Here is a 20,101-nt window from a genome sequence, read left to right as displayed (position 1 = left end):
GGCCGGCGGTGGCACTGCTGTGTGTCGGTAAAGACGCACATCGAAAAGGGGCGCCCGCAGGCGCCCCGAGTCGTCGCCGGGTGCTTCAGTCGGCCTTGCCCTGCAGTTCCTCCGGAGAGAAGTCGTCCACGTCGATCACGGCGCGGCGCGCGCGTTCGGCTTCGTGCAGGGCTTGCGCCTCGCTGGCGTCGAGCACGCCGGCGTCGCGCGCAGCGTCGATGGGCGACTGGCCGGCGGCGGGGACGATGCGGCCGTCGCGCAGCGCCTGGCGCAATTTCTCCTGCAGCGGCGCCGTCTCGGTGAGCCGGTCGTAGGCCACGCCGAGCTTGCCGACCGAGTCCTGCGGGGCGTCGGGCAGGAAGGCGCCGGCGAGGATCGCCTGCAGCGCCGGGTCGTCCTGCGGTCCGCCGAGGATGGCGGCGATCTCCGCATCCAGTGCGTCGCCAGGGCCGCGATGGCGGCGGCCCAGCGGCAGCACCAGCACGCGCAGCAGGCAGGCGAAGGGGCGGCTGGGGAAGTTGTCGATCAACCCGGCCAGCGCCGCTTCGGCCTTGCACAGGTTTTCCTCCAGCGCCCAGCGCAGCAGCGGTTGCAGGTATTCCGGGTTGTCCAGGTCGTGGTAGCGCTTGAGCGCCGCCGAGCCCAGGTACAGGTGGCTGAGTGCATCGCCCAGGCGCGCCGACAAGCGTTCGCGGCGTTTCAGTTCGCCGCCGAGCAACATCATGCTGACGTCGGCGAGCAGGGCGAAGGCAGCGGCCAGGCGGTTGAGCGCGCGGTAGTACGGGCGGCTGACGCGGTCGCCCGGCACCTGGTCGAAGCTGCCCAGGCCAAGGCCCAGCAACAGGCTGCTGGCGGCGTTGCTGACGGCGAAGCCGGTGTGCCGCAGCAGCAGGTCGTCGAACTCGCGCTCGGCCTGGTCCTGGTCGTCGCGGCTCGCCAGTTCCATTTCCTTGAGCACGTACGGATGGCAGCGGATGGCGCCCTGGCCGAAGATCATCAGGTTGCGCGAGAGAATGTTGGCGCCCTCGACGGTGATGAAGATCGGCGCCGACTGCCAGGTGCGTCCCAGGTAGTTGTTCGGGCCCATGATGATGCCCTTGCCACCGTGGATGTCCATCGCATGGGCGATGCACTCGCGGCCGCGCTCGGTGAGGTGGTACTTGAGGATGGCCGAGAGCACCGAGGGCTTCTCGCCCAGGTCCACCGCGCTGGCGGTGAGGATGCGCGCGCTGTCCATCATCCAGGCGTTGCCGCCGATGCGCGCGAGGGCTTCCTGGATGCCTTCGAAGGCCGCCAGCGGCACGTTGAACTGCTCGCGGATGCGCGCGTAGCGGCCGCTGACGTAGCTGCCGGTCTTGGCCACGCTGGTGCCCACCGCCGGCAGGGAGATGGAGCGACCCACCGACAGGCAGTTCATCAGCATCATCCAGCCTTTGCCGATCATGTCCGCACCGCCAATGATGCAGTCCAGCGGCACGAACACGTCCTTGCCGGCGTTGGGGCCGTTCATGAAGGCGGCGCCCAGCGGTACGTGACGGCGGCCGATCTGCACGCCGGGCGTGTCGGTGGGGATCAGCGCCAGGGTGATGCCCAGGTCTTCTTCCTCGCCCAGCAGGTGGTCCGGGTCATGGCACTTGAAGGCCAGGCCGAGGAGGGTGGCCACCGGGCCGAGGGTGATGTAGCGCTTTTCCCAGGTCAGGCGCAGGCCGAGAACTTCCTCGCCGTTCCACTGGCCTTTGCAGACGATGCCGATGTCGGTCATGCCGCCGGCATCGGAGCCGGCCTGCGGGCTGGTGAGGGCGAAGCAGGGGATTTCCTCGCCGCTGGCCAGGCGCGGCAGGTAGCGCTGGCGTTGCGCGTCGGTGCCGTAGTGCAGCAGCAGTTCGGCCGGGCCCAGGGAGTTGGGTACCATCACGGTGGAGGCGAGATCGCCGCTGCGGCTGGCGAGCTTCATCACCACCTGCGAGTGGGCGAAGGCGGAGAAGCCCTTGCCGCCGTATTCCTTCGGGATGATCAGGCCGAAGAAGCCTTGCGCCTTGATGAACGCCCAGGCTTCCGGCGGCAGGTCCATGCGCTGGCCGATGTCATGGTCGCTGACCAGGGCGCAGAGTTGTTCGGTGGGGCCGTCGACGAAGGCCTGCTCTTCCTCGGTCAGCTGCGCGCGCGGATAGCCGAGCAGGGTGCCCCAGTCCGGGCGGCCGCTGAACAACTGGCCGTCCCACCAGACCGTGCCGGCCTCGATGGCCTCGCGCTCGGTGTCCGACATCGGCGGCAGGGTCTTCTTGAACCAGGCGAACAGCCGCGAGGTGAACAGGCTGCGGCGCAGGTCGGCGGCGAGGATGGTCATTGCCGCCACCGCCCACAGCAGCCAGAACAGCACCATCCAGCCGTGGGCGCGGCTGAGCAGGCTCATCAGCACCAGGTAGCCGGCGACCAGGCCGAGGGCCTTGAGTGGCGCGGTACGTCGATGGGCCAGCCAGGCGACCCCGAGAATCAGGACGAGCAACCAGAGCAACAGCATGGGGATTCCTCCATGACAGTCCGCCACGACAACAGGCCGCGGCGGGCTTGATGACGAATGGTGCGCGGGCAGGGCGCGGGGTACCTGCCGCAATGCCCCGCAAGCTTAGCCCGTCGAACAGGATCAATGGCTGCTTGGCCGGACAGCTTGGCCGGATTGCCGTGCCTGCCGGGCGCGCCGGCTGGTTAGACTGACGGGACAGGCATCGCGGAGACAGCTTTATGCAGGAATACCTCAAGCCCAGCCGCTTCGTGGATAGTGACCACCCCGGGGTGATCGAGTTCGCGGAAAATCACCGGGGCCAGGGCGGCACGCCGCTGGAGCAGGCGGTAGCGCTCTACTACGCGGTGCGCGACCGGATCCGCTACAACCCCTACGTGTTCAGCCTCGACCCGCAGACCCTGTGCGGCAGCCACGCGCTGCAGGCCGGGCAGTCCTACTGCGTGCCCAAGGCCACCCTGCTGGCGGCCTGCGCCCGGCATTGCGGGATTCCCGCGCGGATCGGCCTGGCCGACGTGAAGAACCACCTGGCCACGCCGCGCCTGCTGGAACTGCTGCGCAGCGAAGTGTTCGCCATGCACGGCTATACCGAGCTGTTCCTCGACGGCCGCTGGGTCAAGGCCACGCCGGCCTTCGACATCGGCCTGTGCGAGGCTTTCGGTGTGCTGCCGCTGGAGTTCGATGGCCGCAGCGACAGCGTGTTCCATCCGTTCAATCGCGAGGGGGCGCGGCATATGGAATACCTGCGCAGCCACGGCCAGTTCGCCGATGTGCCGGAGGCGTTCTTCTTCGGCTACCTGCAGCAGTGCTACCCGCACCTGTTCGCCGGGACACAGGAGCCGCTGGCAGGCGATATGCGTGCCGAGGCGGCCAAGCATGAAAGCAATCGATAGTCATCATCAGTACAGACGCCTTTTTTCCTAGCGCCCGAGCCGGTAGGGTGCCGTCATCCAAAGTCGCGTCCAGCGGACGCGGCACCATCGAATGACGAGAACAAGAGAGGCGCAGCATGCTCAAGATCTGGGGCCGGAAAAATTCCTCCAACGTGCGCAAGGCGCTCTGGTGCGCGGAGGAGGCCGGCCTGGCCTATGAGCGGATCGACGCCGGCGGCGCGTTCGGCCTGGTCAACGAGGCGCCGTACCGTGCGCTGAACCCCAACGGCGTGGTGCCGACCCTGGACGACGACGGCTTCATCCTCTGGGAATCCAACACTATCGTCCGCTACCTCGCCGCGCGCTACGCGCCGGCGCTGTGCCCGCAGGACCCGCAGCAGCGCGCCAGCGCCGAAAAGTGGATGGACTGGACCACCTCGTCCTTCGCCGGACCGTTCCGCACGCTGTTCTGGGGTACCCTGCGCACGCCGCCGGAGCAGCGCGACCATGCGGCGATCCAGGCGGCGCTCGAGACCTGCGCGCAGCTGCTGGACATCCCGGCACAGGCACTGGCCAAGCAGCCGTACCTCTCTGGCGAACAATTCGGCATGGGCGACATTCCGCTGGGCAGCTTCATCTATGCTTGGTTCGAGATGCCCATCGAGCGCCCTTCGCAGCCGTACCTGGAGGCCTGGTACGCACGCCTGAAGGCGCGCCCGGCCTACCGCGAAGCGGTCATGACCGAACTGACCTGAGCCACTGCGCGCGCAGCAGAGGTTGCAATCCGCGCGGCGGACCTTTATCAAGCAGGCCTTTTTCCAAAGACTTGCGACTTTCCAAAGACTTGCAACGGGAATCCCCATGAGTTCCGCGCTGTCCATCCGTCAACTGACGAAGACTTACGGCAACGGCTTCCAGGCCCTCAAGGGCATCGATCTGGACGTCGCCGAAGGCGATTTCTTCGCCTTGCTCGGCCCCAACGGCGCCGGCAAATCCACCACCATCGGCATCCTCTCCACCCTGGTGAACAAGACCGGCGGCACGGTCAACGTATTCGGCCACGACCTGGACAAGGACCCGTATGGCCTCAAGCGCTGCCTGGGCGTGGTGCCCCAGGAGTTCAACTTCAACCAGTTCGAGAAGGTGTTCGACATCGTCGTCACCCAGGCCGGCTACTACGGCATCCCGATGAGCGTGGCCAAGGGCCGTGCCGAGAAGTACCTGACCCAGCTGGGCCTGTGGGACAAGCGCAATTCCGCCTCCCGCGAGTTGTCCGGCGGCATGAAGCGCCGGCTGATGATCGCCCGCGCGCTGATCCATGAACCGCGCCTGCTGATCCTCGACGAACCCACCGCCGGTGTGGACATCGAACTGCGCCGCTCGATGTGGAACTTCCTCACCGAGCTCAACCAGGACGGCATCAGCATCATCCTCACCACGCACTACCTGGAGGAGGCCGAGCAGCTGTGCCGCAACATCGCGATCATCGACCACGGCACCATCGTGGAGAACACCAGCATGCGCAAGCTGCTGAACAAGCTGCATGTGGAAACCTTCTACCTCGACCTGAAGGCGACCTTGAGCGAGGCGCCGAAGCTCGACGGCTACCCGGTGCGCCTGGTGGACGACCATACCCTGGAGGTCCAGGTGGACAAGTCCAAGGGCATCAACGGCCTGTTCGCCCAGCTCAACGCCCAGGGCCTGGAGGTGCTGAGCCTGCGCAACAAGAGCAACCGCCTGGAGGAGCTGTTCGTGTCGCTGGTGGAGAAGAATCTGTCGAAGGTGGCGGTATGAGCCACGAGTTGCGCGCCAACTGGGTCGCCCTCAACACCATCGTCTACCGCGAGGTTCGCCGCTTCCTGCGCATCTGGCCGCAAACCCTGCTGCCGCCGGCGATCACCATGGTTCTGTACTTCGTGATCTTCGGCAACCTGATCGGCCGGCAGATCGGCGACATGGGCGGCTTCACCTACATGCAGTACATCGTGCCGGGCCTGATCATGATGTCGGTGATCACCAACTCCTACGGCAACGTGGTGTCGAGCTTCTTCGGCAGCAAGTTCCAGCGCAACATCGAGGAACTGCTGGTGTCGCCGGTGTCGCCGCACACCATCCTCCTGGGCTTCGTCTGCGGTGGCGTGCTGCGCGGGCTGGCGGTGGGCCTGATCGTCACTCTGCTGTCGCTGTTCTTCACCGACCTGCAGATCCACCACATCGGCATCACCGTGCTGGTGGTGGTGCTGACGGCGGCGATCTTCTCGATGGGCGGCTTCGTCAACGCGGTGTTCGCCCGCAATTTCGACGACATCTCGATCATCCCGACCTTCGTGCTGACGCCGCTGACCTACCTGGGCGGGGTGTTCTACTCGATCACGCTGCTGCCGCCGTTCTGGCAGACCGTGTCGCTGGCCAACCCGATCCTGCACATGGTCAACGCCTTCCGCTACGGCATCCTCGGCGTGTCGGACATCCGCATCGGTACGGCGGTGATCTTCATGCTGGTGGCGACCGTGCTGCTCTACGTGTTCTGCATTCGCCTGCTGGTGAGCGGGCGCGGCATGCGGCAGTGAGCGGCGCGTTGCGTTGATGAAAAAGGCCCCGGTTGGGGCCTTTTCTTTTTCGGAGTATTGGGTGCGTTACCGCCGGGGGCATTTGATCTTGCAGGAGCGAGCTTGCTCGCGAACCGCCCCCCGCCGGAGTTACGGGTGACTCTGTTCGTGAGCAAGCTCGCTCCTACAAAAGCGCTATCGCGGGAATTCGATGACGAACCGCGTCCAGCCATCCGCCGATTCGCAGCGAATATCCCCGCCGTGGGCCCGAACGATGGACCGGCAGATCGCCAGCCCCAGCCCGGCGTGCTCGCCCTGGCCCTCCCGGCGAGCGGGATCGGCACGGTAGAAACGGTCGAACAGGCGTGGCAGGCGCTCGGCGGGAATCTCCCGGCCGGGGTTCTCCACGCTCAGCCGGCCGGGCTCCAGGCGCACACGGACGGTACCGTTCTCGGCGGTGAAGCGCAGGGCGTTGTCGAGCAGGTTGGCCAGCACGCGGCGCAGCAGCGGGCGGTCGCCCTGGATCTGCAGCTCACCCTGGCGCTCCAGGCGGATGCCGCGTTCCTCGGCCAGCGGTGCGTAGAACTCCAGCAACGCGTCCACCTCCCCGGCCAGCGCCAGTTTCTGCCGGTGCGGCGCCAGCAGGCCGTGGTCGGCCTTGGCCAGGAACAGCATGTCGTTGACCATCGCGGTCAGCCGCTCCAGCTCTTCCAGATTGCCGTGCAGCGCCTCGCGATAGTCTTCCAGGCCGCGCGAGCGCGACAGCACCACCTGGGTCTGGGTCAGAAGCCCGGTGAGCGGGGTGCGCAGTTCATGGGCGATATCGGCGGAGAATGCCGACAGGCGCTGGAAGGCCTCTTCCAGGCGGGCCAGCATGGCGTTCAGTTCGCCGGCCAGGCCGCGCAGCTCCTGCGGCATCTGGCTGGCGTCGAGGCGGGTGGTCAGCGAGTGCGCCGAAACCCTGGCGGCGACCTCGCTCATGCGCCGCAACGGGCGCAGGCTGCTGCGCGCCGCCCAGGCGCCGAGCAGTGCGGTGGCCAGCGCGGAAAGGCTCATGGTCAGCCAGATCAACTGCTGCATGCGTTGCAGGAAGTGCTGGTGGTGGGTGATGTCGAGCACCAGGGTCAGTTGCGGGCCGCTCGGCGCCTTGGCGTCCAGCGGCGCCTGCAGTTCGCGGAAAGCGGGTGGGCTGTCGGGCATGACCCGCGCCGGCATCTGTTCGAACCAGGCCCGGCCGTCGGCGCCGTTGAGCCGCAGGCCCAGGTCGGGATGGCGCTCCAGTTCGCGGCGCAGCTCGGCGGTGTGCGGCTGCAGTTGGGCCGGGTCGGTGACGTTGCCGAGGATGTCGCGGAAGATCGCCAGCTTGCCGGCCATCACCTGGAGGTCCAGCTCGACGAAATGCGCCTCGCTGGCACGGCTGAAGACGATGCCCGCCAGCAGCGAGACGGCGGCGGTGCAGGCGGCGAACAGCAGGCTCAGGCGTACGCCCAGGGAGAGGCGGGCGGCCATCATGCGTCGCGCTCTTCCAGCACGTAGCCCATGCCGCGCACGGTGTGGATCAGGCGCTGCGGGAACTCGTCGTCGACCTTGGCGCGTAGGCGGCGAATGGCGACCTCGATGACGTTGGTGTCGCTGTCGAAGTTCATGTCCCAGACCTGCGAGGCGATCAGCGACTTGGGCAGCACTTCGCCGTTGCGGCGCAGCAGCAGTTCCAGCAGGGCGAACTCCTTGGCGGTCAGGTCGATGCGCTTGCCGGCGCGCTGTACCCGGCGGCGCAGCAGGTCCAACTCCAGGTCGGCCAGTTGCAGGGTGGTTTCCTGCAACTGCTGGCCACCGCGGCGCAGCAGGGTGCGTATCCGCGCCAGCAGTTCGACGAAGGCGAAGGGCTTCACCAGGTAGTCGTCGGCGCCTTGCTCCAGCCCGCGCACGCGGTCTTCCACCGCATCGCGCGCGGTGAGGAACAGCACCGGCACCGCGCTGCCGGTCTGGCGCACGGCCTGGAGGATCTGCCAGCCGTCGCGGCCGGGCAGCATGACATCGAGGATCAGCAGGTCGTGTTCGCCGGAGAGCGCCAGTTGCAGGCCTTCGTCGCCGTCCTGGCAGAGGTCCACGGCGAAGCCGGCTTCGTTCAGGCCCTGCCGCAGGTACTGGCCGATGCGGGGTTCGTCTTCGACGATCAGGAGTTTCATTTCGGGGGTATCCATTCAGGCGCCAGCGGCGCAGCTGTCGATAGGGTAATCACTGTGTCAGCGCTCTGACAGCCTGGTCCGCGCAGACTGCGGGTACATCCTCCAGGAGACCCACCATGCACCTGTTCATCGCCACGCTGTTCTCCGTCCTGTTGTTCCCCGTCACCCCGGCGCTGGCCGATGGGGGCGGGGATATCACCTTCCAGCGCATGCAGGAGCGCGCCGCCGACGTCAGTCGTCATTGCTGAAACCTGTTCATCGAGAGGTTCCTCGCCCGCCACCCGGCGGGCTTTTTTTCGTCGTCTTTATAAACCCGCCAGCGGCGAAGGGTGCGAAGCTGACAGAACTGTAATCTTCCTGACAGCCAGGCGGCAGGCGGGGAGGGCGAGGATGAGCCAAACCCAATCGAGGAGTTGCGATATGTCCCTGCGTCATCTGTTCTGCGCTTCCGCCCTGGCCATCGCCGCGAGCTTCAGCCTGCCGGCCCTGGCCGATGCCGGGCATGCCTACGACTTCGGCAAGCCGGGCAAGGCCGCCCAGGCCACCCGCACCGTGGAAATCAAGCTGGGGGAAATGTACTTCGACCCGGAAAACATCGACGTCAAGGCCGGTGAAACCGTGCGCTTCGTCATCCACAACACCGGCAGCCTGTTGCACGAGTTCAACCTCGGCAGCGCGGCGATGCATGCCGGCCACCAGAAGGAAATGCAGCAGATGATGGATGCCGGGATGCTGACTCCCACCGGCATGCAGCACGACATGAGCAAGATGGACCACAGCAAGATGGGCCACGGCAACATGCCGATGGGCCAGATGATGAAGCATGACGACCCCAACAGCGTGCTGGTCGAGCCGGGCAAGACCGCCGAACTCACCTGGACCTTCAGCAAGGCCACCAGCCTGGAGTTCGCCTGCAACATCCCGGGGCACTACCAGGCCGGCATGGTCGGCAAGCTGACCGTCAAGCCCTGAGCCGGGAGTGCCAAGATGATCCGCGCAAGGAATTGGGCGTTGGGCGCGCTGCTGCTGATGCCGCTGGCGGCGCAGGCGGGCGTGTATGAGCTGACCATCGGCGAGGGCAAGCTGAAACTCTCCGACGGCGCGCGCAAGGCGTTGACGGTGAACGGGCAGACACCCGCGCCGGAGCTGCGTTTCAAGGAGGGTGAGGACGTCGAGCTGCGCGTCACCAATACCCTCGACCGCGACACCTCGCTGCACTGGCACGGGCTGATCCTGCCCTACACCCAGGACGGCGTGCCGGGTATCAGCTTCCCCGGCATCAAGCCCGGCGAAACCTTCACCTACCGTTTCACGGTGAAGCAGTCCGGCACCTACTGGTATCACGCCCACAGCGACTTCCAGGAGATCGAGGGGCTCTACGGCCCGCTGGTGATCGAACCCAGGCAGCGCGAGCCGTACCGCTACGACCGCGAATACACCCTGCTGCTGGCCGACTGGCATGACACCCGGCCGGAAACCGTGTTCGCCAACCTGAAGAAGCAGAGCGACTACTACAACCGCAACCAGCGCACCCTCGGTGACTTCATCGCCGACTCCAGCGCCAATGGACTACTCGCGACCCTGCGCGATCGCCTGGACTGGGGCGGCATGCGCATGACGCCGACGGACATCGCCGACATCGCCGGCTTCCGCTTCCTGGTCAACGGCCAGGACGCCGAGCAGAACTGGAGCGGGTTGTTCAAGCCGGGCGAGCGGGTGCGCCTGCGCATCATCAACGGCTCGGGCATGAGCTACTTCGACCTGCGCATCCCCGGCCTGAAGATGACCGTGGTGCAGGCCGACGGCAACGACGTGCAGCCGGTGACGGTGGACGAGTTGCGCATCGCGGTGGCCGAAACCTACGACGTGATCGTGCAGCCGCAGGAAGACCGCGCCTACACCTTCTTCGCTGAAGCGATGGACCGCAGCGGCTACGCCCGCGCGACCCTGGCACCGCGCGCCGGGATGCGGGGCGAGATACCGCCGCTGCGCGAGCGTCCGTTGCTGACAATGGCGGACATGGGCATGGCCCACGGCGACATGGACCACGGCAGCATGGCGATGCCGCAGCAGGACGGGGCGATGGATCACTCCAGCATGGCCGGCATGGACCATTCGGCGATGCAGGGCCAGGAGGCTTCGGGCATGGCCGGCATGGATCATTCGCAGATGGCCGGCATGGATCACGCGTCCATGAGCGCCGCCCCCGCGTCGAAGTCCGACTACGCCCCCGGCAGCGGCCTCACGCCGCAACCGGCCGAACCGGGCAACCGCCTGCTGGTCTACGCGGACCTCAAGGCCATGCGCCCCTTCGCCGATTACCGCGCGCCGGACCGCACCATCGAGTTCCGCCTGACCGGCAACATGGAGCGCTACTTCTGGTCCATCGACGGCAAGAAGTACTCCGAGGCCGAGCCGATCCGCCTGACCTACGGCGAGCGGGTGCGCATCCGCTTCATCAACGACACCATGATGACCCACCCCATGCACCTGCATGGCATGTGGATGCAACTGGACAAGGGCAACGGCCGCTTCAACCCACTCAAGCACGTGGTCAGCGTGGCGCCGGGCAGTACCCTGGACGTCGACGTGCCTGCCGACGCCCTGGGCGAATGGGCCTTCCACTGCCACCTGATCTACCACATGGCCGCCGGCATGATGCGCAAGGTCATCGTCGAGCCGGCACCTGCCGCCGCCAGCCTCTGAGGAGTCGTCATGAAACGCATAGCAACGGTGGCCTGCGCGGCGACCCTGGGCCTGGCATTGCCCGCGCAAAGTGCCGAGATGGACGATATGCCGATGGGATCGCTGCTGATCCAGCGCCTGGAAAGCCGCTTCCACGGCAACGATCAGGCGCTGGGCTGGGAGGCCCAGGGCTGGTACGGCACCGATTACCAGAAACTGCGCCTGAAACTGGAGGGCGAGCGTGACGCCGGTGGCCCGACCACCGACAACGAAGTGCAACTGCTCTACCAGCGCATGGTCGCCGACTTCTGGGACTGGCAGGTGGGCGTGCGCTACGACGACCAGCCGGGACCGTCGCGCACCTACGCCGTACTCGGCATCCAGGGACTGGCGCCGCAGTGGTTCGAAGTGGACGCCAACCTCTTCCTCAGCGAGAACGGCGACCCGTCGCTGCGCCTGGAAACCGAGTACGAACTGCTGCTTACCCAGCAACTGATTCTGGAGCCGTCGCTGGAGTACAACCTGGCGCTGGCCGATGACCGCGACATCGGTGTCGGCGCGGGGGGCAGCGAGCTGGAGGCCGGCCTGCGCCTGCGCTACGAAGTGCGCCGCGAGTTCGCACCGTACTTTGGTTACGTCTGGAACAAGACCTACGGCCGCAGCGGCGACATCGCCCGCGCGGAAGGCGAGGTCGACGAGGAGGGCTACTGGGTTGCCGGCGTGCGGATGTGGTTCTGACGCTTTTCGTAGGAGCGAGCTTGCTCGCGAATGAACTTCCCGGCGGACTCGTGCCTGGGCGGTTCGCGAGCAAGCTCGCTCCTACCGGGGACGTCGTATCGGCACCCGGCTCGTCCGCCGGCTGCTGAAAGGACCGGCGGATTTGTATACACTCGCCGCCTCGCGTCACCGCCCGCATCGCCGATCCAGCAGGTCCTCCTCATGCACCATCCCGCCGAACACTCGCCCCTGGGCAAATCCAGCGAATACGTTTCCACCTATGCGCCGGAGCTGCTGTTCCCGATTTCCCGCACCACCAAGTGGGCCGAGCTGGGCCTGACGGCCGAAACCCTGCCGTACCGGGGCGTGGACATCTGGAACTGCTACGAGCTGTCCTGGCTGACCGCATCGGGCAAGCCGGTGGTGGCCATTGGCGAGTTCGCCATTCCGGCACAGTCGCCGAACATCATCGAGTCCAAGTCGTTCAAGCTCTACCTCAATTCGCTGAACCAGACCGCCTTCGACAGCACCGACGCCGTGCGCGCGCTGATGGAGCGTGACTTGTCCGCTGCCGCCGGCGCGCCGGTGCGCGTGCGCGTGCGCAGCCTGGATGACGTGGCGGGCGAGGGCGTGGCCCTGATCGAAGGCACCTGCATCGACGGCCTGGACCTGGCGGTGGACAGCTACGATCGCCCGCGCCCGGAACTGTTGCGCTGCGACGACACCCGTCGCGTCGACGAAGTGCTCTACAGCCACCTGCTCAAATCCAACTGCCCGGTCACCGGCCAGCCGGACTGGGGCACGCTGGTGGTCGAATACACCGGTCCGGCGCTGGATGCCGCGAGCCTGCTGGCCTACGTGGTGTCCTTCCGGCAGCACCAGGACTTCCACGAACAGTGCGTCGAGCGCATCTACCTCGACCTGCAGCGCCTGCTGCAGCCGGCCCGCCTGACCGTCTACGCGCGCTACGTACGCCGCGGTGGGCTGGACATCAATCCCTACCGCAGCAGCGAGGCCGTACAGCCGGACAATCGCCGGCTGGTGCGCCAGTAAAGCGCGGATACAAAAAACCCGGCCTGGGCCGGGTTTTTTCATGCGTTGGCATCACGAAGCCGGGGCTCAGATGCCCATGTTCGCCAGGCTCTGCATGATCGAGCGCAGGGTGCCGGCCAGGGTCGGGTGGCTCGCCTCGAAACGTTCCACGGCCAGGTTGATGCTGTCGGTCAGGGTTTCGTCGGCCAGCGCCTCTTCGTTGGCCAGCTGCATCTCAATGTCCTTGATCAGGGCCCGCAGCGCGGCGCGGTCATCCTCGGTCAGCGGCGGCTGGCGCTCCAGTTGCTCGCGCAGGGCCTGGAGTTCTTGCTGGAGGCGTTGTGTCGGCATGGTGGTGTCCTTCTGCGGTACGTGCCCAAGATGGACCTGCCCGGTAGGGGAAAGGTCCATCGCCATGTCTTTGAGCTTAACTCGCCGCGCGCACCCCTGCCTGATGCCGATCAACATGCAGCAGGCGTTCGAGCAGCGGGAAGAAGTGTTCCAGCTCCGGCGTGCGCATGGATGGGTCCTTGCCCAGGTCGTCCAGGCGACGCAGGGTGATGGCGTCCTGGGCATAGGGGGCGCTGACGAAGGCGCTGGCGGCGCGCCCGTCGAAGGCGCCGCCCTGTAGCGCCAGGCTCTGCCGCGAGGCCCAGGACAGGCCGGCCTGGTAGGCCGGATCCACGGCGCACAGGTAGCGCTTGGCGGCGACGTGCAGGCGCACCGGCTGCCAGACCGACTCGGGCAGCAGCTCGCGCAGCAGGTTGGCGCCGAACTCTTCGTGGCGCAGGTCCCGGGTTTCCAGCACGGCCGGGTCTTCGTAGAGATGGCCGATGTCGTGGAGCAGGGCGGCGATCACCAGGCTGTCGGCGCAGCCGGCGCGTTCGGCCAGGGTCGCGCATTGCAGGGCGTGCTCGGCCTGGCTGATGGCTTCGCCATACGGCTCCGCGCCGTGGCTGGCGAAGCGTTCGGCCAGTTCGTCGATGAAGCGATGGCGAGCGGGCTTCATGGTTTCTCTCCTTTCAGGCGGCGGCTGGTGATGTCCTGCAGGCAGGAATCCAGCTCGCCCAGGTGATCGATGACCGAATGCACGCCGAGGCGGTACAGGCCGAGGGTCGCCTGGGCGCGCAGGCGGTCGCGCTCCAGGTTCGCCAGGGCGTCCCAGTCGCCCGGGGCATGTCCGCAGAGTGGGCCGCTGGCGGCCAGGCCGATGGTCCAGAGCCCGGCGTTCAGGCCGGCCTGCAGCAACCGTGGCTGGCCGCTGACCAGCACGCAGCCGTCCAGGCGCGGGCTGTCCAGGTGCATCAGCGCTTGCCAGCAGGCATCCGGCGCCGGCCATTGGCGGCCGCCGACTTCCAGTCCGGCGGCCAGTCGTTCGTCCAGCGCGGTGGCCAGGCGAAGCGTGGTGGGGGCGGGCAGTTCATCGAGCCAGGCGCAGGGAACGCCGTGCTCGTGCAACGCCTGCAGGGCATCCAGGGCGCCGGGCGTGGCCTCGGCGTGGGCCTGGGCGGCTTCGTCCAGGGCGGACTGGAAGCGGCTGCGCTCCTGCGCATCGGCACTGCGTCCCAGGGCATGCTCGAGGGCATCCTGCGGGGGCAGGACGAGGGCGTCGGCCAGGCGCTCCGGCGGACAGTCGGGACAGGTGCGCCGCAGGGCCACCGGCAGCGTCCTTGCGCCGAAATCCACCAGATCACCGGACAGCCCGAACAACAGGGTGGTGAAGCGCGGAAGGTCGGCAGTGGCAGGCATGGCGGGCTTTCTGATAATTGGTCTAGGCCAGACTAGCGGGCCAATGTGACGGTCCGATGAAGTCGAGGCGGCTGCCGTTATAATCGCCGCGCATTTTTCGGAGACAGCCGCATGCCGGTCGAACCCATGCCTCATTACCTGCGGATCCGCGACCAACTGGCCCGTGACATCGCCGAGTCGACCCTGGGGCCGCGCCTGCCACCCGAGCGCGAACTGGCCGAGCGCTTCGGCTGCACCCGCGTGACCCTGCGCGAGGCGCTACAGCAGCTGGAAACCGAGGGCGTGCTGTACCGCGAGAACCGTCGCGGCTGGTTCGTTTCACCGCCCCGGATTCGCTACAACCCGACGCGCACCACGGGGTTCATGGACTATGTTCAGGCCCAGGGGCGTACGCCGCGCACCGAGGTGCTGTCGGCCGAGCGTTGCGCCGCCGGCCCCCTGCTGGCCCGGCGGATGGGCCTGGCGGACGACGCCGAGGTGTTTCGGGTCCGTCGCCGCCGCTGGGTCGATGAGCGTCCGGTGATGCTGGAGGAGATCGTGCTGGACGCCGGCTGGTGTCCCGGCCTGCTCGATGAGGCGCTGGACAGGTCCCTGACCCGGGTACTGCGCGAACGCCTGGGGCTGACGCTGTCGCGCTGCGAACTGATGATGCATCCCACGGCGCTGGATGACGTCTGGGCGGCGCCCTTGCAGCTCACGCCGGGGTCGCCGGGGCTGCACGTGGAGCGGGCAAACTACACTGCCGGCGGGCGGCTGGTGGAGTTCGACCGGGAGTTCTGGCGTTCGGATGCGCTGGAAATCGTCATCGACGCACGCTTCCCGGACTGAACTGGCACTATGCTTTGTCCGTGGAGGTCGTCGCGGGCGGCATGCTTGCCCGCGGCGGCGGCCTTTTCGAAACTCCACGATGGCGCTGCCTGTCATCAAAATGCTCGCGGACCTATATACTCCGCCCGCATAGCGGCCTGCTCGGACGGGTCCGAAATGTCATTCACTGGAGAACTACCGATGCGCCCACTAGGCGTCCAATGGACGAAACGCTGCCTCAGCCTGCTCGCCGCTACCTGCCTGGCGACGACTCCCATCCTGGCCCAGGCCGAGAGCGAGGATGATCCGTGGGAGAGCATCAACCGCCCGATCTTCACCTTCAATGACACCCTCGACACTTACGCGCTCAAGCCGCTGGCCCAGGGTTACCAGTACGTCACCCCGAACTTCGTCCAGGACGGCGTGCACAACTTCTTCAGCAACATCGGCGATGTGCGCAACCTGGTCAACGACCTGCTGCAGCTGAAAATGCGCGATGCCGGCGTCGACACCAGCCGCCTGCTGTTCAACACCACCTTTGGCCTCGCCGGCTTCTTCGACGTCGCCACCCACATGGGCCTGCGCCGCAACGACGAAGACTTCGGCCAGACCCTCGGTCACTACGGCGTCGGCAGCGGCCCCTACGTGATGCTGCCGCTGCTGGGCCCGAGCACCCTGCGCGATGCGCCGTCGCTGATTCCGGACGCCTACACCGGCCCGTATCCGTATATCGACAACGTATCGGTGCGTAACAGCATCCGTGGGGTGGACATCGTCGATACCCGCGCCGACCTGCTGAAGTCCGAGAAGCTGATCAGCGGCGACAAGTACACCTTCATTCGCAACGCCTACCTGCAGAACCGCGAGTTCAAGGTCAAGGACGGCCAGGTCGAAGACGACTTCTGATCCTGGCCCTCCCGCTCCGCAGGCACAGCCCCCGCGCCCGGCAGACCCGGTCGCGGGCGGCGCCCGCTTGAACCCTCGGGCGGATGGGAGTAGTGTCTGCGCCTTGTCGCACCCGACCCGCGCCGTTGTTCCCTTGAATGAGCGCCACCACCACTACCTCCGGCGCCGTTTGCCTGGATGACCCATGCACAAACCCAGTGCCTCGCTGCTGATCATCGATGACGACGACGTCGTTCGAGAAAGCCTCGCCGCCTACCTGGAAGACAGCGGATTCACCGTCCAGCAGGCCACCAATGGCCAGCAGGGCCTGCAGGTATTCGAGCACTCGCTGCCCGACCTTGTGATCTGCGACCTGCGCATGCCGCAAATGGATGGCCTGGAGCTGATCCGCCGCGTCAGCGAGATGGCGGTGGAGACTCCCGTCATCGTGCTTTCCGGCGCCGGCGTCATGAGCGATGCGGTCGAGGCCCTGCGCCTGGGCGCCGCCGACTACCTGATCAAGCCGCTGGAAGACCTCGCCGTCCTGGAACATTCGGTCCGCCGCGCCCTGGACCGCGCCTTCCTGCGTTCGGAAAACCGCCGCTACCGCGAGAAGCTCGAAACCGCCAACCGCGAGTTGCAGGCCAGCCTGAACCTGCTCCAGGAAGACCAGAACGCCGGTCGTCAGGTGCAGATGAACATGCTGCCGGAAACCCCGTGGGAGTCCGACGGCCTGGTGTTCTCCCACCAGATCATCCCGTCGCTGTACCTGTCGGGCGATTTCGTCGACTACTTCCGCGTGGATGCCCGCCGCATCGGCTTCTATCTGGCGGATGTGTCCGGCCACGGCGCCTCCTCGGCGTTCGTCACCGTGCTGCTGAAGTTCATGACCACGCGCCTGCTCTACGAATCGCGGCGCAACGGCATGCTGCCGGAGTTCAAACCCTCCGATGTGCTCGGGCATATCAACCGTGGCCTGATCAACTGCAAGCTGGGCAAGCACGTGACCATGCTCGGCGGCGTGATCGACCTGGATACCGACCGCCTGACCTACAGCATCGGTGGCCACCTGCCGTTGCCGGTACTCTATGTCGACGGCGAAGCCCGTTACCTGGAAGGCCGTGGCCTGCCGGTCGGGCTGTTCGACGAAGCGACCTACGAGGACCATGTCCTTGATCTACCCAAGTCCTTCAGTCTTTCGTTGTTCTCCGACGGCATTCTCGATGTGCTGCCGGGAGTTACCCTGAAGGAGAAGGAGACGGCCCTGCCACAGCAGGTCGTCGCCGCCGGCGGAACGCTGGATGGCCTGCGACAGGTCTTCGGGCTGGCCAAGTTGTCCGAGATGCCGGATGATATTGCCTTGCTGGTGTTGAGCAGGAACCTTGCATGAGTACCGGTAAAATCCAGTTCGCCGAGCAGGATGGCTCATTCGTCCTGAAGTTCGTGGGCGAAGTCCGACTGACCCTGTGTTCGGCGCTGGATGCCACCATTGAAAAAATCTTCGCCGCGCTGAATTTCTCGGCGATCATCATCGATCTCACGGAAACCCAGAGCATCGACAGTACCACGCTGGGCCTCCTGGCCAAGCTGTCGATCCTCTCGCGGCAGAAGGTCGGCCTGTTGCCCACGCTGGTCACCACCAACGCGGACATCACCCGGCTGCTGCAGTCGATGGGCTTCGATCAGGTGTTCAACATCGTCGATCGCCCGATTCCGTGCTCGGATTGCCTGACCGATCTGCCTCCCCAGGACCAGTCCGAGGAGGTGGTGCGCGGCAAGGTGCTGGAAGCCCACCGCATCCTGATGGGACTCAACGAGTCCAATCGCGAGGCTTTCCACGATCTGGTGAACGCCCTCGAGCGTCACTGATCCGCTGATCCCCGAATGAGAACCGGCGCCCTGGGGCGCCGGTTTGCGTTCGTGCGCGCCGGGATTATTGGCCGGAAAGCAGCGCCTCGAGCTTTTCCTGGTCGCGGGCGAACAGGCGGATGCCTTCGGCCAGCTTCTCGGTGCCCATCGCATCCTCGTTCATTTGCCAGCGGAAGGCGCTTTCGTCCAGCACCTGGCGCGCTTCGCCGCCGCCGGGTTGCAGTACGCGGGGCAGGTCGCCCTGGGCCTCGGCCAGTTGCTGCAGCAAGTCCGGGCTGATGGTCAGGCGGTCGCAGCCGGCGAGCTGTTCGATCTGGCCGAGGTTGCGGAAGCTGGCACCCATCACCACGGTTTCGTAGCCGTTGGCCTTGTAGTAGCGGTAGATGCGCGAGACGGACTGCACGCCTGGATCTTCCGCGCCCACGTAGTCGCGGCCGTTGGCCTTCTTGTACCAGTCGTAGATGCGGCCGACGAAGGGCGAGATCAGGAATACGCCGGCATCGGCGCAGGCTGCGGCCTGGGCGAAGGAGAACAGCAGGGTCAGGTTGGTCTGGATGCCTTCGCGCTCCAGTTGCTCGGCGGCGCGGATGCCTTCCCAGGTGGAGGCGATCTTGATCAGCACGCGGTCGCGGCCGATGCCTTGCTGGTCGTACAGTTCGATCAGGCGATGGGCGCGCTGCAGCGTGGCTTCGCTATCGAAGGACAGGCGGGCGTCCACTTCGGTGGAGATGCGCCCCGGAATCACGCCGAGAATATCCTTGCCCACGGCGACGGCGAAGCGGTCGCAGGCCAGGCCGGCGTCACCGCGCGCGCCTTCGGTGGCGCGGGCAAGGTGCTCGGCGTAGTGGGGCAGGGCGGCGGCTTTCAGCAGAAGCGAAGGGTTGGTGGTAGCATCCACCGGCCTCAGGCGGGCAATGGCGTCGAAATCGCCGGTATCAGCGACGACCGTGGTGTACTGCTTGAGTTGTTCGAGCTTGGAAGTCATGGCGAGTTTTCCGTGGAGGATGCATCGACCTTACCCGAGGCCGATGCATCGCTCAACGGGACTCAATGACCCGCGAGAAGTTCGTCCGCCTGGTCGAGCAAGGCCAGCGGATCGGCGGCCTTGTGCACGTCCACCGACAGCAGTTGGCGGAAGCGCCGCGCGCCGGGGAAACCCTGGGCCAGGCCGAGGATATGGCGGGTCACGTGGTGCATCGCGCCGCCTTCGGCGATGTGCCGCTCGATATAGGGACGCAGGCGCGCCAGGGCGTCGGCGCGGCTGATCGCGGGTACGTCCGAGCCGTACAGCGCCGCGTCCACCTGGGCCAGCAGATAGGGGTTGTGATACGCCTCGCGGCCGAGCATCACGCCGTCGAACACCTGCAGGTGCTCGCGGCATTCCTGCAGGGTCTTGATGCCGCCGTTGAGGATGATCTCGAGGTTGGAGAAGTCGCGCTTGAGTTGCGCGGCGATGTCGTAGCGCAGCGGCGGAACCTCGCGGTTCTCCTTCGGCGACAGGCCTTCGAGGATGGCGATGCGGGCGTGCACGGTGAAGCTGCGGCAGCCGGCATCGCGCACCTGAGCGACGAAGTCGCAGAGCTGTTCATAGCTGTCGCGGCCATTGATGCCGATGCGGTGCTTGACCGTCACCGGGATCGACACGGCGTCGCGCATGGCCTTCACGCAGTCCGCCACCAGTGCCGGATGTCCCATCAGGCAGGCGCCGATCATGTTGTTCTGCACGCGGTCGCTGGGGCAGCCGACGTTCAGGTTGACTTCGTCGTAGCCGGCGGCCTCGGCCAGCTTCGCCGCCGCCGCCAGGTCCGCCGGATTGCTGCCGCCCAATTGCAGCGCCAGCGGATGCTCGCACTCGTGGTGGCGCAGGAAGCGCGCGGTGTCGCCATGCAGCAGTGCGCCGGTGGTGACCATCTCGGTATAGAGCAGGGCATGGCTGGACAGCTGGCGCAGGAAAAAACGACAGTGACGGTCAGTCCAGTCCATCATCGGGGCCACGCTGAAGCGGCGGGAAGGCTCGGGACGGGTGGTGGCGGTCATCGTGGCAGTGGTCATCGGTGCGTCGGATCAGGGGTCGCTGGGTGGCGCGAAATCGATCGCGCCGGCGGAAAGGGCGGAGATTTTACCGGTCTTGCCGGCCGAGCGCACGGAAACCGGCGGGCGGTCGATGCATGTGCCTGGCGTGCTACTAAGGAACGATAGCCGCAGCCCGCCGCAGGCTGCCTAATG

The 20,101-nt window shown here is 66.5% G+C and carries 21 protein-coding genes; 13 read left to right on the top strand and 8 right to left on the bottom strand.

The window, feature by feature from the left end; translation table 11 throughout:
- Positions 1-85 precede the first annotated feature (85 nt).
- Positions 86-2,521 carry an acyl-CoA dehydrogenase gene (locus ACYCAX_RS23395; protein WP_460248944.1) on the bottom strand — a complete coding sequence of 812 codons (2,436 nt, stop codon included), beginning with the start codon at positions 2,519-2,521 and terminating at the stop codon, positions 86-88.
- 221 nt (positions 2,522-2,742) lie between these two features.
- On the opposite strand from ACYCAX_RS23395, the gene ACYCAX_RS23390 reads away from it, so the two are divergent.
- The 4 genes from ACYCAX_RS23390 (at position 2,743) to ACYCAX_RS23375 (ending at position 5,963) form a co-directional block, all read left to right on the top strand.
- A complete protein-coding gene (locus ACYCAX_RS23390; protein ID WP_015477829.1) occupies positions 2,743-3,414 on the top strand; it encodes a transglutaminase-like domain-containing protein in 672 nt (223 codons plus the stop codon).
- Between the two features lie 116 nt (positions 3,415-3,530).
- Complete coding sequence (locus tag ACYCAX_RS23385) at positions 3,531-4,148, top strand: glutathione S-transferase (protein ID WP_294974619.1); 618 nt, start codon at positions 3,531-3,533, stop codon at positions 4,146-4,148.
- Between the two features lie 106 nt (positions 4,149-4,254).
- Positions 4,255-5,187: an ABC transporter ATP-binding protein gene (locus ACYCAX_RS23380; protein WP_460248943.1), complete on the top strand. Its 933-nt coding sequence runs from the start codon at positions 4,255-4,257 to the stop codon at positions 5,185-5,187.
- A complete protein-coding gene (locus tag ACYCAX_RS23375; RefSeq protein WP_015477826.1) occupies positions 5,184-5,963 on the top strand; it encodes an ABC transporter permease in 780 nt (259 codons plus the stop codon). The genes ACYCAX_RS23380 and ACYCAX_RS23375 overlap by 4 nt, the downstream gene beginning before the upstream one ends.
- 174 nt (positions 5,964-6,137) lie before the next feature.
- Here ACYCAX_RS23375 and ACYCAX_RS23370 read toward each other — a convergent pair whose 3' ends face one another.
- Both ACYCAX_RS23370 and ACYCAX_RS23365 read right to left on the bottom strand, forming a co-directional pair.
- On the bottom strand, positions 6,138-7,454 hold the full coding sequence (locus ACYCAX_RS23370) for a heavy metal sensor histidine kinase (RefSeq protein WP_460248942.1): 1,317 nt from the start codon (positions 7,452-7,454) through the stop codon (positions 6,138-6,140).
- A complete protein-coding gene (locus ACYCAX_RS23365) occupies positions 7,451-8,131 on the bottom strand; it encodes a heavy metal response regulator transcription factor (RefSeq protein ID WP_460248941.1) in 681 nt (226 codons plus the stop codon). Before ACYCAX_RS23365 ends, ACYCAX_RS23370 begins: the two co-directional genes overlap by 4 nt.
- A gap of 116 nt (positions 8,132-8,247) precedes the next feature.
- Here ACYCAX_RS23365 and ACYCAX_RS23360 point away from each other — a divergent pair, with 116 nt between their 5' ends.
- From ACYCAX_RS23360 to queF, 5 genes are all read left to right on the top strand, one after another.
- Entirely contained in the window at positions 8,248-8,379 is a 132-nt protein-coding gene (locus ACYCAX_RS23360; protein WP_460248940.1) for a co-regulatory protein PtrA N-terminal domain-containing protein, read from the top strand.
- A gap of 172 nt (positions 8,380-8,551) precedes the next feature.
- Positions 8,552-9,103 (top strand): copper-resistant cuproprotein CopI, encoded by a 552-nt coding sequence (gene copI, locus ACYCAX_RS23355; RefSeq protein WP_294974600.1) that lies wholly within the window; start codon positions 8,552-8,554, stop codon positions 9,101-9,103.
- 15 nt (positions 9,104-9,118) lie between these two features.
- The gene (locus ACYCAX_RS23350; protein WP_294974597.1) at positions 9,119-10,837 is read left to right on the top strand and encodes a copper resistance system multicopper oxidase; all 1,719 of its coding nucleotides are present in this window, start codon (positions 9,119-9,121) and stop codon (positions 10,835-10,837) included.
- A gap of 9 nt (positions 10,838-10,846) precedes the next feature.
- Positions 10,847-11,554 (top strand): copper resistance protein B, encoded by a 708-nt coding sequence (locus tag ACYCAX_RS23345; protein WP_015477821.1) that lies wholly within the window; start codon positions 10,847-10,849, stop codon positions 11,552-11,554.
- A 201-nt stretch (positions 11,555-11,755) separates the two neighbouring features.
- A complete protein-coding gene (queF, locus tag ACYCAX_RS23340; protein WP_460248939.1) occupies positions 11,756-12,586 on the top strand; it encodes an NADPH-dependent 7-cyano-7-deazaguanine reductase QueF in 831 nt (276 codons plus the stop codon).
- Positions 12,587-12,652: 66 nt separating this feature from the next.
- Here the strand turns inward: queF and ACYCAX_RS23335 are convergent, their stop codons facing one another.
- The 3 genes from ACYCAX_RS23335 to ACYCAX_RS23325 all read right to left on the bottom strand — a co-directional run bounded on the left by ACYCAX_RS23335 (position 12,653) and on the right by ACYCAX_RS23325 (position 14,314).
- Positions 12,653-12,916 (bottom strand): DUF4404 family protein, encoded by a 264-nt coding sequence (locus tag ACYCAX_RS23335; RefSeq protein ID WP_015477819.1) that lies wholly within the window; start codon positions 12,914-12,916, stop codon positions 12,653-12,655.
- A gap of 76 nt (positions 12,917-12,992) precedes the next feature.
- The gene (locus ACYCAX_RS23330) at positions 12,993-13,574 is read right to left on the bottom strand and encodes a phosphonate degradation HD-domain oxygenase (RefSeq protein WP_294974590.1); all 582 of its coding nucleotides are present in this window, start codon (positions 13,572-13,574) and stop codon (positions 12,993-12,995) included.
- Positions 13,571-14,314, bottom strand: a complete 744-nt coding sequence (locus ACYCAX_RS23325; protein ID WP_460248938.1) for an HAD family phosphatase — start codon at positions 14,312-14,314, stop codon at positions 13,571-13,573. Before ACYCAX_RS23325 ends, ACYCAX_RS23330 begins: the two co-directional genes overlap by 4 nt.
- A gap of 111 nt (positions 14,315-14,425) precedes the next feature.
- Here ACYCAX_RS23325 and ACYCAX_RS23320 point away from each other — a divergent pair, with 111 nt between their 5' ends.
- The 4 genes from ACYCAX_RS23320 (at position 14,426) to rssC (ending at position 17,875) form a co-directional block, all read left to right on the top strand.
- The gene (locus ACYCAX_RS23320) at positions 14,426-15,142 is read left to right on the top strand and encodes a UTRA domain-containing protein (protein WP_294974584.1); all 717 of its coding nucleotides are present in this window, start codon (positions 14,426-14,428) and stop codon (positions 15,140-15,142) included.
- 180 nt (positions 15,143-15,322) lie between these two features.
- On the top strand, positions 15,323-16,027 hold the full coding sequence (locus ACYCAX_RS23315) for an MlaA family lipoprotein (RefSeq protein WP_015477815.1): 705 nt from the start codon (positions 15,323-15,325) through the stop codon (positions 16,025-16,027).
- A gap of 184 nt (positions 16,028-16,211) precedes the next feature.
- Positions 16,212-17,396 (top strand): two-component system response regulator RssB, encoded by a 1,185-nt coding sequence (rssB, locus tag ACYCAX_RS23310; RefSeq protein ID WP_015477814.1) that lies wholly within the window; start codon positions 16,212-16,214, stop codon positions 17,394-17,396.
- On the top strand, positions 17,393-17,875 hold the full coding sequence (rssC, locus tag ACYCAX_RS23305) for an anti-sigma factor antagonist RssC (protein ID WP_015477813.1): 483 nt from the start codon (positions 17,393-17,395) through the stop codon (positions 17,873-17,875). Before rssB ends, rssC begins: the two co-directional genes overlap by 4 nt.
- A 64-nt stretch (positions 17,876-17,939) precedes the next feature.
- On the opposite strand, the gene tal is transcribed toward rssC, so the two are convergent.
- Both tal and dusA read right to left on the bottom strand, forming a co-directional pair.
- Positions 17,940-18,860, bottom strand: a complete 921-nt coding sequence (tal, locus tag ACYCAX_RS23300) for a transaldolase (protein ID WP_460248937.1) — start codon at positions 18,858-18,860, stop codon at positions 17,940-17,942.
- Positions 18,861-18,922: 62 nt separating this feature from the next.
- Positions 18,923-19,912: a tRNA dihydrouridine(20/20a) synthase DusA gene (gene dusA / locus ACYCAX_RS23295; RefSeq protein WP_460248951.1), complete on the bottom strand. Its 990-nt coding sequence runs from the start codon at positions 19,910-19,912 to the stop codon at positions 18,923-18,925.
- Positions 19,913-20,101 lie beyond the last annotated feature (189 nt).

The organism is Pseudomonas sp. MT3 (assembly GCF_054720805.1).
This window is presented reverse-complemented; position numbering and strand designations above follow the sequence as displayed.